An 11,957-nucleotide genomic window follows, 5' to 3' on the forward strand; every position below is an offset into this window, starting at 1 on the left:
ATGGACCGGCCGACCGGGAGCGTGCCCTGGTGCGGACCGCGAATGCCTTGATGACCACGACCGTGGCAACATCGGCACTGGGCGTGGCCTTCTGGGTGATCGCCGCCAGGCTCTGCCCGCCCGCCCAGATCGGCCGGGACACGGTCCTGGTGGTTGCCATGCAGACGATCGGGGCGGTCGCCGATCTCAACCTGAACGCGACGCTGCCCCGACTGTTGCCGATCACGGCGGGCCGGCGACGGATGGTCGGACTCTCCTTCAGTGTCGGCTCCACGGTCGCGCTTGTGATCGGCGGAACGGTCGTGCTGGTCGGGCCGGCGGTCGCCAGCGGGCTGGACTTCCTGCACGCGGACTCGGGGCTCGACGTGCTGTTTCCGGTGGCCGCGGCCATGTGGACGCTGTTCGCCCTGCAGGACTCGGTGCTCGCCACGGTCGGTCGGGCCGGTTGGGTCCCGGTGGAGAACACCGTGTTCGGGCTCGCCAAGATTCTCCTACTGATCATCTTGACCCGAACGGGCAACTCCCACGCGGTCTTCCTCGCGTGGGTCGCGCCGATGGCGGCCCTGACCGTGCCGATCGGCACCTGGCTGCTGCGCCACGGGTTGGTCGACGACCCGCCGAGCCGCACCCGGCACCCGGGCAAACCGGCGCGATCGGCGCGATCGGCGCTGCTGCGCTTCCTCGCCTGGGACTACGGGGCGCTGCTGGCCGCGCAGACAGGCGTGGTGGCAGTGCCACTCGGCGTCCTGGCCTGGTGCGGGGACGACGCGAACGCATCCTTCTCGGTCGGGTTCACAATTGTGCTGGCGGTCGAGTCGCTCGTCCTGTCCGTGGGCCTGTCTCTGACCATCCAGGCAGCCAACGCCGTGGACACGGCCGCAGCCCTCACCCGACTGGTGTTCCGCCGATTCGGACCGGGCTTACTCGCGGGCGTGGCACTGGCGGTGATCGCGGCTCCGCTGCTGCTCGCCCCGTACGGCCGAACCTATGTCGACGGCGGCAGCACCGCGCTGCGGCTGCTGCTCGCCGCGAGTATTCCGCAGGCCGCGGTGACGCTGCGCTGCGTGCTGTGGCGCCTGGACGGTCTGAGCCGGCGCAGCTGCATCATCCAGGTCATATCACTGTGTGTACTTTTCCTTACCTTTTTCCCACTGACCCGGTGGTGGGGCACCACCGGAGCGGCGTCCGCCTGGCTCGCCGCGCACAGCCTGGGTGCCCTGATCGTCGCTCCCGGCCTGGCACGCCGTATCGCCGCCCGCACAACACCCACCGGATGCCTACCCACCGGATGCCTACCCACCGGATGCCCGCCCACCCGCGGCCGGCCCGGCCCGTTCCGCTCGACACAGATCCCATCCGCGGACGATCCGCGCGACCTGATGAACACGGGGGCAGACACGTGACCGAACCGCGGCGCCGATGCGCGGTGGACTGCGCTCTGCTGGTGCTTGCCGCGCTGACCGGGCTGGTGGCCGGCTCCGGCACGCACTCACCGGTGCGGACCGTGCTGGCCCTGCTGGCCACAGCGCTGCTACCAGGCGCGGCCGCGCTGACCACGCTTCGTCTGGACGACGTGCTGACGTGGCTCGCGGTCACGGTAAGCGTCAGCCTTGCGACGCTGACGCTGCTGGCGGTGGCCACCGTCGAGGTCGGCTGGTGGAACCCGGAGGCACTCCTGAGCTGTGTCGGACTCGCCTCCAGCGGCGTGCTCGCCTGGGATCTTCGGCGAGCGCTCGGTGAACTGTCCGCGGCGACCCCTGAACGGCAGACAGCCTCTGAACGGCAGCGGGAAAAGCGCGGATGACGGCCAACCCGCCGATCCACACGTTGAGGCAACCGTTGACCCGACCGACGGCCCCGGCCCCGCTCCCAGCCACGACGGCCACGACGGCCACGACGGCCACGACCGCTGCGGCCCGGGATCTGGGCGGGCTCACGCTGACCATGGCGGTGGGCATCACCGGCATCCTCATGTGGGCGACGTCCCTTGGCGGCATCCGGGTGGATTCCCTCGGGGACTACGGTCTGCCGCCGGCCCTGCCCGTGCGCTGGTACCTCGGGCTCGCTCTGCTGATCGTCGGACACGCGGGCGCGCTGTGCCAGCGGCGGTCGAGACCGTGGTTGCTCGCCGGTTTCCTCACGGCGACTGTGGTCGTCCTCTACGGGACGGTGCCACTGTGCGCGGACGTTCCACACTACCCATGGGTGTACAAACACATCGGCGTCGTCCGGTACATCGACGTACACGGCAGTATCGATCCCGGGATCGACATCTATCATCGGTGGCCGGGGTTCTTTGCGGTCGCCACGCTGTTCGGCCGGCTCGCAGGTCAGCGCAATCCGGTGACATACGCGGCCTGGGCCGAGGTTTTCTTCCCACTTGTCCAGGCCGGAATCGTCGCCGCGACCGCGCGGACCCTGACCGGCCGCACCCGCACCGCGGCCACGGCCGCTTTCCTCTTCGTCGTCACCAACTGGGTGGGGCAGAGCTATTTCGCGCCGCAGGCATTCGGACTCACGATGGGCCTCGGTCTGTATCTGGTCGCGCTGCGATTCCTGGGCGCCCGGCAACCGACCGTCGAGCTCACCGCGGTCACCGCGGTCACCGCGGTCACCGGGAGCACCGGAGCTACCGGGAAGGCTGCGCGACGGACGGCCATCACGATCATCTGCGTGCTGCAGACGGCGGTGGTCGTCAGCCACCAGCTCACTCCATACCTGATCGTCGCCGGCATGGGCGCGTTGAGTGCCGCGGGATACCTCCGGCCACGGTGGCTGACACTCGTGCTGGCCGGTCTCACCCTGGCCTGGCTCGTGCCGAACCTCGGCTATGTCCAGCACAACTTCGGCCTGTTTTCCGGGGCGAACCCGGTGTCCAACGCCACGAACGCACACGTCCACGAGTTCTCCGCCCAACCCGGAAAAATCTTCAATGCGCGCGCCGGGTACGCGCTCACGATCTCCATAGGGTTACTGGCCGTCATCGGCGCCTGGCGTGGCCTGCGCCGGCGGGAACACGCGGTGGGGATCCCGCTGGTGCTCGCGGTGGTCCCCGTAGGGATCGTGTTCGCCCAGAACTATGGCGGCGAGGCGTCCCTGCGGGTGGTGCTGTTCGCCCTGCCGTTCGCATCCGTTCTCGGAGCCCTCGCCCTCGAACCCACCGACGGCGGATGGCGCCTGCGCCAAGTGCCGTCGGTCAGCGTCGTGACCGGCGCTCTGGTCGCCATGTTCCTGCCCGCGTTTATCGGACAGGAGGAAATCAACATCATGACGCCGGATACCGTCCAGGCCGCCGACTACTTCGACACCCACGCCGAAACGGGGTCCGTCCTCCTTCTCGCCGGCCCCGACTTCCCCCTCCGGTACGGCCCGAGATACCCGGAATTTCGGGGTCCAGGCAGCGACGACGACCCCAACCTGCTGCACACGGTCAGGTTCCGCCACCGCCAGCTGGGCGCGGCCGACCTCGACGACGTCGTCGCGGTGCTGCGGCAGTACTCCGCCCATGGATATCTTGCGTTCGCGACCTCGCAGGACGTCTATGCCGAGGTCTTCGGGCTCGCCCCGCCGGGAGCGTTGAACTCCCTGGAGGAAGCGGTCGCGCGCTCGCCACGCTTCCGGGTCTTCTTCACCAGCCCGACCGCCCGGATCTACTCCTACCAGGCACGCCGGTGATGGCGGTCGGGCTCCCGGATCACTCCGGCCGACACCGGCAACAGGACCGGCAGGTGCGGCAACCGCAGCCGCACGGCTACCGACATCAGCGGACCCGGGGCCGGCATCGGGCGACGCGCGGGAACACGGTTTCGGCGGATACCACGCCGGGCGGCCGGCCTGCGCAAGCCCGGACCCAACGAACCACGGCCGGGCGCGGTGTCCTCCATCGCAACATCCTCCATCGCAACATCCCCCACCGCAACATCCCCCACCGCAGTGTTCTCTACCGCAACATCCTCTACCGCAGCGTCCTTGCTCGCAACCTCCTTGATCGCAGCGTCCTTTACCGCAACGGGCTGGCCCTGGTCGTCAACAGCGGGGTGTCGTCCCTGTTGGGCAGCGCGTACTGGATACTCGCCGCACGCACCGCCACCCCGGCCACGGTCGGTGAAGCCACCGCCCTGGTCGCGGCGCTCACCGCACTGTCCACCCTCGCCCAGTTCAGCTTCGGCGGCGCGTTCGCGACGTTCCTCCCGAGCGCCGGGGCATCCGCCCGCGCCCTGGTGCTGATCGGATATGGCGTGGCGAGCAGCGCGAGCCTGCTCCTGGGCGCAGTGTTCGTGCTGGTGGCCCCCATGATGAGTCCGGCCTTCGCCGTGCTGGGACGCCCCGCTGCGGCGATCGGCTTCACCCTGGCGGTCGCGCTATGGTCGATCTTCTCGTTGCAGGACAGCGTGTTGACGGGCCTGCGCGCCGCGGTCTGGGTGCCGATCGAGAACGTCGCCTACAGCACGACCAAACTCGCGACGCTGGCTACGCTGGCCGTCCTCGGGCAGTGCGGTGCGCTCGGGCTCTTCGGCTCGTGGGCACTGCCACCCGCGGTGTTCATCGCGGGTGTCTCCTGGCTGCTGTGGACACGTCTGCTTCCACCGGCCAGTGCCACACTGGCCAGTGCCACACCGGCCAGTGCCACACCGGCCAGGCTGCCGAGCGGGGCTACCGCGGTGGTCCGTTTCCTGTCCGGGGACGCCGTCGGCATGGTCTTCGCCCAGGTCGCGACGACCTTCCTGCCAGTACTCGTCGTGCTCAGGCTGGGTTCGAGCGCCGGCGGCGCGTTCGGCATCGCCTGGATGCTGACGGTGTCGGTCGACCTGATCACAGTCGGCATGGGGATTTCGCTGACCGTTGAAGGTGCCCAGCCCGGTGCCGACGTCGACGCCCTGCACACGGCCGTACTGCGACGGGTCCTTCCGGTAGTCATAGCGGTCGGTGCCGCCGGCATCGCCGGGGCTCCACTGATTCTGAGGATCTTCGGGACGACCTACGCCGAGCAGGCCAGCACCGTCCTGCGGCTGCTGCTGCTCGGCGGTATGGCCCGGGCCGTCACCGTGCTGGCCGTCTGTGCGGCCAGGGCGCGGCGCCAAGCCGGCCGGATCGTCGTCCTGCAGGCCATTCCCGCGGTGCTCGTGACCACGGGTACCTGGCACTTCGCCAAGCCGCTGGGGCTACCCGGTGTCGGTCTGTCCTGGGCTGTCGGACAGAGCGTCACAGCGGTGGTCGCCACCGCGCTCAGTCGCCGATCTTACCTGGCCAGCGTTCACAACAACAGAATCCACGATAGTGGAGAAGAGGCGGACCTTCATGCGTATGGCCGGTCGTGACCGTGCCTGGATAGGCCGGCGGCATATCATGCTCGCCGGCCCGGCCGAAATGCCGGACGTGACCGCGGTCCGGATGGCCGCGGAACAACTGTTCACCATGAAACCCGACCATCGACTGTTCCGCAGGCTCGACCCGAACTCGACAAAGTGGATACCGACCCCGACGGGTGACATACGCCGCCATTGCGTGGCGACTATCGTCCCGATGGACGACCCCGACCCGGACGACCTCGCCGGCCACATCGAACGCCTCTACACATCCGCGGTACCGACGCTGCCATTCCAGATCTATGTCGGACGTCAGTACGCGGCATTGTCGATGGCCCATTGCCTCGGCGACGGCTGGTTGAGTACGAACGCCTTCCCCGACCTGCTGCGCGCCGGTCTCGACGGCGACCCACCGGTGACGCTGACCGGGGATGAGACGGTACTGCCGCTGGCGCGGGCGCTCATCGGCTTCTTCGGTCGTGATCCGCGGCGCCTGCTGGCGGCGGTAGGCGATTCGCGTTCCAGCCGACCGAAGACGACGCAATCACGGTTCGTCCGAGCCGCCGGCACCCCAGCTCCCGCCGGCACCGAGCGGATGCCGGTGGCGGCAGCCGGGAACAGTCCGAGTCGACCGGTCGAGCCGGCGCCGGCGGTTGTCGCACGGCGCAGCCCCGGGTCGACGCTGGCTGACATCCGCAACTGGCGCGACGCGCACGCTCCCGAGTCGACCAGCGCCACTGTCCTGTTCGCCGCGGCCCGGGTCGCGTTCGACCGCTGTGGGCTGGGCCCACCCGCCGGTACGGGCGTGTTCACGCTGATCGACAATCGACGCTTCCTGCCGGCCGGTGCGACCGTCGCCGGCAACTTCGCGGTGGGTCTGCACATAGACCCGGTCGACCCGGCCGATCCGGTCGCCATCAGTCGAACGCTGCGCCAGACAGTCACCTCTGGTCGATCACTAGCCACGCTGTGTATCGTTGCCGCGCGCGGGTATCGACAACGGCTGCCACCGGCATCGCTGTCGCTACCCACACTGCAACGGCAACCGGAACCGACCGACGTCCGCCCGCCGACCCATCCCTGCCTGGTGCTCAACCACCTGGGACGGGTGCCACGCTTCGAACAGCTCAGGTGGATCGGCGGATCGGCGGGAACGGATCCCGGCCCGGCTGCGCCCCAGTTGTACTCGGCGTCCACCCCCGGGGGCGACGACGTCATATCCGTGAAGTTCGTTGAGCTACGCGGCGCGGTATCGGTCACCGCCACCTTCCACCCGTCGAGCTTCCCCCGGTCCGCCGTGGCCGCCGCGATCGACCTGCTGTGTGCCGGCCCGCTCGACCTGCTGACCGATCCGGACCGGACGGTCACCAACCCGTCGCCGGTGTCAGGAGCGAACCGGTGACCACATCAACGGCGGTCCTGGACCCAACGGCACCGCTGGTGCCGGCGGAGCCGGAGCCGGCACGCTGTCGGGTGCTGGTTGTCGAGCAGGGCGAGGGCATGTGGGGGGCGCAGCGTTATCTGCTGCGGCTCGCACCGCTGCTGCGCGCCCGCGGCGTCGAACAGATCCTCGCGGCACCCGCCGGCAGCGCGACGGCCGCGGCATGGCGGGCGAGCGGACTGCTGCACGTCGTGCTGGCTGCGCCCGACGACCGCGGGATACGCGCACCGGCCGGCCGCCTCAGTCCGGCCAACACGGTCCGGGAAGTCGGGCGGACCGCCGTACTCGCTCGCCGCACCGCCGCACTCGCCCGCCTGCTCGAGGTGGATGTGGTGCACGCGAACAGCCACTGGTCGCATCTGGAATGCGTCCTGGCGGGTCGGCTGGCCAGCCGACCGGTCGTCCTGCACCTGCACGAGGAGAACGAACCGGATCTGATCGGGCGGCTGCGGGGTCTGGCGGTATGCGGCGCCCAGGCATCGGTCGCGGTCAGTGCTGCGGTGGCGGCGTCCTTGCCGCCCGCGGCAGCTCGCCGTACCCAGGTCATCCGCAACGGGGTGGACACGGATGCGATGCGTCCGGGACCCGCCGACCCCGGGACACGGGCACAGCTGGCGGCCGATCCGTCTGCACCGGTGGTACTGGTGCTGTCCCGGCTCGACCCGCGCAAGGGCGTGGACAACGTCATCCGAGCGGTGGCCGCACTACCCGGGCGATTCGCCCGCACTCAGCTCGCCGTCGCGGGCGCGCCAAGCCTCGATCCGGCGCACGCGGAGACGCTGCGCGAACTCGGAGCCAACCTGCTCGGCGTGCGGATACGGTTCCTCGGCCCGCGTACGGACGTCGCGGACCTGCTGCGGGCGTGCGATGCCCTGGTGCTCGCGTCCAGTCTGGAAGGTCTACCGCTGAGCGTGCTGGAAGCACATGCCTGTGGAATTCCGGTTGTGGCGTTTCCGACCGCCGGGATTCCGGAGATCGTGACGGACGGCGTGACCGGACTGCTCGCCCGCACAGGGGACATCGACGATCTCACCCGTCGCCTGAGCGAGCTGCTCGGCGATCCCGCTCATGGCCGGCGGATCTCCGTAGCCGCCCGCGCGAACGTGCTCGCCCGCCATACCCTCACCCGGCAGGCTGACGACCAAGCGGAACTGCTTCACTACCTGGTGGCGGCGCGGCGCCCGTTCGGCTCGGGGCGCCGGCCATCGAAGTAATAGGACCCGGGGGGCCTGGTCGGCCAAAGGGCGTGCGAGAGAAACCACAATCGCACGCACTCTGGCCGACTAGCTAGCCCTTGGCCGCCCGCTCCCGGGCCCGGATTTCCCGGCGTAGCTCGGGAGGCAGGGCGAACAGCAGATGCTCCTCGGCCGAGGTCACCTGCTCGACATCGTCGAAACCGCGTTCGGCGAGCCAGGCGACAACCTCGGTGACCAGCTCCTCAGGAACAGAGGCCCCGCTGGTCACGCCGATGGTCTCGACCCCGTCGAGCCAGGCTGGATCAACCTGACTGGCGTCGTCCACCAGGTAGGCCGCGGGTACCCCGTGGTCAAGGGCGACCTCGACCAGACGCACGGAGTTCGACGAGTTCGGCGACCCGACCACAAGGATCAGCTCAACCTGGCCTGCGATCTCCTTGACCGCGACCTGGCGGTTCTGAGTGGCATAGCAGATGTCGGCACTCGGCGGCCCCTGCAGCAGCGGGAACCGCTCACGCAGCGCGTGCACCGTCGTCTCGGTCTCGTCGACCGACAGAGTGGTCTGCGAGAGATAGGCAACTCTGGACTCATCGCGAACCTTGACAGCCGCCGCATCGTCCACGCCGTCCACCAGGTGGATGCGGTCGGGCGCCTGGCCCGTGGTACCGACAACCTCCTCGTGACCTTCGTGGCCGATGAGGAGGATGTCGAAATCCTCCTTGGCGAATCTGCGCGCCTCGCCGTGAACCTTCGTCACGAGCGGGCACGTAGCGTCGATCGTTCGCAGTTCCCGGGACCTCGCCTCCTCATGGACGGACGGCGCGACACCGTGGGCAGAAAACACCACGGTCGCCCCGGCAGGAACCTCGTCCGTCTCGTCCACAAAGATCGCGCCCTTTGCCTCCAGCGTCTTGACGACGTGGGCATTGTGCACGATCTGCTTGCGCACGTAGACGGGAGCGCCGTACAGCTCCAGCGTCTTCTCGACCGTCAGCACCGCTCGGTCGACACCAGCGCAGTACCCGCGCGGATTGGCCAACAGGATCCGCCCCATGCCCGGAAGTCTACGCGGCCCGGCACCTGGCGGAGGGCCGAACGATAACCGTCACACGCCGGCAGCCTGCACAGACACCAGAAGCGGTTTGTGCATGGATTGACGGTTGAAGTCGTTACGGTGGCCCGGTGGCACTCACCTCCTCGCCGGAGCAGCCGCTGCCGGTCCGCACGATTTCCCGGGCGATCGGGGACTGGGTCAACCGGCTTGGCCGCGTATGGGTGGAAGGGCAGCTCACCGAGATCGTCCGCCGGCCCGGCCTCGCCACCGTCTTCCTCACCCTGCGCGATCCCGTCGCTGACGTCTCCTTGCGGCTGACCTGCCCGCGGGCCGTGTGCGAGGGGATCGGCGCCGGCCTCGTCGATGGCGCCCGAGTGGTGGTCTGGGGCAAGCCGTCCTTCCATCCCGCCCGAGGGACGCTCGCGCTCGCCGTTGTGGAGATCCGCCCGCTCGGAGCGGGTGCCCTGCTGGCACGGCTTGAACAACTTCGCGGCCTGCTCGCGGCCGAGGGGCTGTTCGCCGCGTCCCGCAAGCGCCGACCGCCCTTCCTCCCGCGAGCCGTCGGACTGATCACCGGACGGGCGAGCGCGGCCGAGCGGGACGTGGTGGAAAACGCCCGCCGTCGCTGGCCCGCCGTGCGGATCGTGCTACGGGAGGTGGCGGTCCAGGGACCGCTCGCCGTCGGCCAGGTCATCGACGCGTTGCGCGAGCTCGACCGCGTCCCCGAGGTGGACGTCATCGTCATCGCCCGGGGCGGTGGGTCGATGGAGGACCTGCTGCCGTTCTCCGATGAGGCGTTGATACGGGCCGTAGCCGCGGCGACCACCGCGGTGGTATCCGCCATCGGTCACGAGCAGGACGCGCCCCTGCTCGACTTCGTCGCAGACGTCCGCGCATCCACCCCGACGGACGCGGCAAAAAGGATCGTGCCCGACGTCACCGAACAGCGCGCGCTGGTGGCGACGTTGCGCGACCGGTCGCGGCGGGTCATCGAGCATCGGCTGAACCACGAGGAACGCGGACTAGCTGACCTACGCAGCCGGCCCGCCCTGGCAGCGCCCGGACGCGAGCTCGACCGCCAGGTCGGGTACGTGCATGAACTACGGGCTCGCGCACTACGCTGCGTGACGCACATCCTGGATCGGTCCGAGCGTGAGCTGGCCCACGCCCGCGCCCAGATGCACGCGTTGTCACCGGCGGCGACCTTGGACCGCGGGTACGCCGTAGTACACCGGACCGCCGACGGTTCCATCGTGCGCGACCCGGAGCAGGTGGCTGCCGGTGACGAACTGGCTATCCAGGTTGCCGGCGGCTCCTTCCCCGCGACCGCCGGTACGGACCCCGAGCAGGCGTCCGCACGCAAGCGTTCTGAGAGCGACCGGCACTAGGGGCGCTCTAACGACTGACGCCCTCGACGACCGTCGCGAGGTCCGCGTGGATGGCCTCCTTGACCGCGGCGGGAGCGAACGAGTGATCGACGGCAGCCGCGGCCAGGTCCACGACCTGACGCCGGGTCAAACCCAGGCTACGCAGCGCATGCAGATACTCGTCCCGCAGCGTGGTCCCGAACATCGGCGGATCGTCACTGTTGAGGCTGACCGGCAGGCCCAGTTCGATCATCCTGGGCAGCGGATGTGCTGGATAGTCGGTGACGACCCCGGTGCGCAGGTTCGAGGTGGGACACACCTCCAGCGGAATGTGATGTGCCCGCAGGTGGTCGACGAGGGTCGGGTCGTCAAGGGCGCTGATGCCGTGCCCGATGCGTTCAGCGTGCAGGTACTCCAGGCAGTCCCAGATCGTGCGCGCTCCGGTGGTCTCGCCGCCGTGCGGTACCCGGTGCAGCCCGGCGTCACGTGCGGCTGTGAATACCTCGGCGAACTGCGGCCGGGGCACGCCGACCTCGGGTCCGCCCAGCCCGAGCGCGATCACGGACTCACGGTGGTTCAACGCGAACTCGATCGTCCCCGCGGCAGCGGGCCGAAGGTCCATGTCCGGCAGGCCCGGGATGTCGGTGACCCACCGGACCTGGATGCCGGTCGTCTCCTCGGCGTCCCGCCGGCCCTGCTCGATGCCGGCGAAGACCTCGTCTGCATCGACACCGCGCTGGATGTGCAGGAAGGGCGTAAAGGTGATCTCGGCATACCGGACGCCCTGGGCGGCGAGCCCCAGTGCGGTCTCGCGGGCCAGGAGCGCGAAGTCGCCGGCATCGCGTAACACCCGGACAGCGGCCAGATAGACCTCGATGAAGTGGTCGAAGTCGCGGAACTCATAGAATCTCGCCACACCGTCAAGGTCGATGGGCAGATCGTCGACGCCATGGCGGCGGGCGAGGGTGAGCAGCGTCTGCGGGCGCATCGACCCCTCCAGGTGGACGTGCAGTTCCACCTTGGGCAGCGCGTCGACGAACTCCTCGTCGGTGGGCTGGTCGATGGTGCCCTCTCGCGCATCGCCGTCTCGCATGTCCCGAGACGATTGCCGACCGTCCCCATCCCCGTCAAGCAAGATCGCAGCGATAACCGTGAATCAGCGCGGAACCGGCCGACTCGGCTGGCGGGGTGGGCCGCGTAGGTTCGCCGTGTCCCCGATAATGCCGGTTCGCCGCGGTCGACTCAGGAGGTATCGGTGTCAGGTTCGCAGGATGCACCGGCGACACACGAGGCTCCGCCGGCACATGGAGCTGTGCAGACACATGGAGCTGTGCAGACGTATGAGCGGGCCCGGGCAGAGCTGGAGGATGTCGTGCGGCGGCTGGAGGCCGGCGGCATCACCCTGGAGGAGTCGCTCACGCTGTGGGAACGCGGTGAGGCGCTCGCACGAGCGTGCCAGTCCTTCCTGGACGGTGCCCGCGCCCGCCTCGACACGGCTCAGCCCGACTGCACCCTGCCTCAAGGCGCCCAGCCTGACGCGGGATAGGCCCCGGGTCAGCCCACGTCCCACAACCGCACGGTCCTGTCGTCGCC

At 69.4% G+C, this 11,957-nt stretch carries 10 protein-coding genes; 8 read left to right on the plus strand and 2 right to left on the minus strand.

Going from position 1 to position 11,957, the window contains the following annotated elements:
* Positions 1 to 50: 50 nt before the first annotated feature.
* The 6 genes from U9978_RS04125 to U9978_RS04150 are packed head-to-tail and all read left to right on the plus strand — an operon-like array spanning position 51 to position 7,961.
* Positions 51 to 1,403 carry a hypothetical protein gene (locus U9978_RS04125; protein ID WP_322759679.1) on the plus strand — a complete coding sequence of 451 codons (1,353 nt, stop codon included), beginning with the start codon at positions 51 to 53 and terminating at the stop codon, positions 1,401 to 1,403.
* Complete coding sequence (locus tag U9978_RS04130) at positions 1,400 to 1,804, plus strand: hypothetical protein (protein WP_322759680.1); 405 nt, start codon at positions 1,400 to 1,402, stop codon at positions 1,802 to 1,804. Before U9978_RS04125 ends, U9978_RS04130 begins: the two co-directional genes overlap by 4 nt.
* A complete protein-coding gene (locus U9978_RS04135) occupies positions 1,801 to 3,675 on the plus strand; it encodes a hypothetical protein (protein WP_322759681.1) in 1,875 nt (624 codons plus the stop codon). The genes U9978_RS04130 and U9978_RS04135 overlap by 4 nt, the downstream gene beginning before the upstream one ends.
* A 53-nt stretch (positions 3,676 to 3,728) precedes the next feature.
* A complete protein-coding gene (locus U9978_RS04140; RefSeq protein ID WP_322759682.1) occupies positions 3,729 to 5,318 on the plus strand; it encodes a hypothetical protein in 1,590 nt (529 codons plus the stop codon).
* Positions 5,299 to 6,708 (plus strand): hypothetical protein, encoded by a 1,410-nt coding sequence (locus tag U9978_RS04145; protein WP_322759683.1) that lies wholly within the window; start codon positions 5,299 to 5,301, stop codon positions 6,706 to 6,708. Before U9978_RS04140 ends, U9978_RS04145 begins: the two co-directional genes overlap by 20 nt.
* Positions 6,705 to 7,961 carry a glycosyltransferase family 4 protein gene (locus U9978_RS04150; RefSeq protein ID WP_322759684.1) on the plus strand — a complete coding sequence of 419 codons (1,257 nt, stop codon included), beginning with the start codon at positions 6,705 to 6,707 and terminating at the stop codon, positions 7,959 to 7,961. The genes U9978_RS04145 and U9978_RS04150 overlap by 4 nt, the downstream gene beginning before the upstream one ends.
* Positions 7,962 to 8,034: 73 nt before the next feature.
* Here the strand turns inward: U9978_RS04150 and U9978_RS04155 are convergent, their stop codons facing one another.
* Entirely contained in the window at positions 8,035 to 8,997 is a 963-nt protein-coding gene (locus tag U9978_RS04155; RefSeq protein ID WP_322759685.1) for a 4-hydroxy-3-methylbut-2-enyl diphosphate reductase, read from the minus strand.
* A gap of 128 nt (positions 8,998 to 9,125) precedes the next feature.
* On the opposite strand from U9978_RS04155, the gene xseA reads away from it, so the two are divergent.
* Complete coding sequence (xseA, locus tag U9978_RS04160) at positions 9,126 to 10,385, plus strand: exodeoxyribonuclease VII large subunit (RefSeq protein ID WP_322759686.1); 1,260 nt, start codon at positions 9,126 to 9,128, stop codon at positions 10,383 to 10,385.
* A 7-nt stretch (positions 10,386 to 10,392) separates the two neighbouring features.
* On the opposite strand, the gene add is transcribed toward xseA, so the two are convergent.
* Positions 10,393 to 11,457, minus strand: coding sequence for an adenosine deaminase (add, locus tag U9978_RS04165; RefSeq protein WP_322759687.1), 1,065 nt, complete (start codon positions 11,455 to 11,457; stop codon positions 10,393 to 10,395).
* A 237-nt stretch (positions 11,458 to 11,694) separates the two neighbouring features.
* Between add and U9978_RS04170 the strand changes: the two genes are divergently transcribed.
* Positions 11,695 to 11,910, plus strand: coding sequence for an exodeoxyribonuclease VII small subunit (locus U9978_RS04170; protein WP_416210842.1), 216 nt, complete (start codon positions 11,695 to 11,697; stop codon positions 11,908 to 11,910).
* The last annotated feature ends 47 nt before the right edge of the window (positions 11,911 to 11,957 follow it).

The organism is Protofrankia sp. Cr2 (genome assembly GCF_963555885.1).
In the GTDB taxonomy this organism is placed as follows: Bacteria; Actinomycetota; Actinomycetes; order Frankiales; family Frankiaceae; genus Protofrankia.

What these genes read in the sequence shown, in the direction of transcription:
- U9978_RS04135 (WP_322759681.1), top strand. Translation starts at nt 1,801, where the DNA reads ATGACGGCCAACCCGCCGATCCACACGTTGAGGCAACCGTTGACCCGA.
- add (WP_322759687.1), bottom strand. Translation starts at nt 11,457, where the DNA reads ATGCGAGACGGCGATGCGCGAGAGGGCACCATCGACCAGCCCACCGAC.
- U9978_RS04145 (WP_322759683.1), top strand. Translation starts at nt 5,299, where the DNA reads ATGCGTATGGCCGGTCGTGACCGTGCCTGGATAGGCCGGCGGCATATC.
- U9978_RS04155 (WP_322759685.1), bottom strand. Translation starts at nt 8,997, where the DNA reads ATGGGGCGGATCCTGTTGGCCAATCCGCGCGGGTACTGCGCTGGTGTC.
- U9978_RS04125 (WP_322759679.1), top strand. Translation starts at nt 51, where the DNA reads ATGACCACGACCGTGGCAACATCGGCACTGGGCGTGGCCTTCTGGGTG.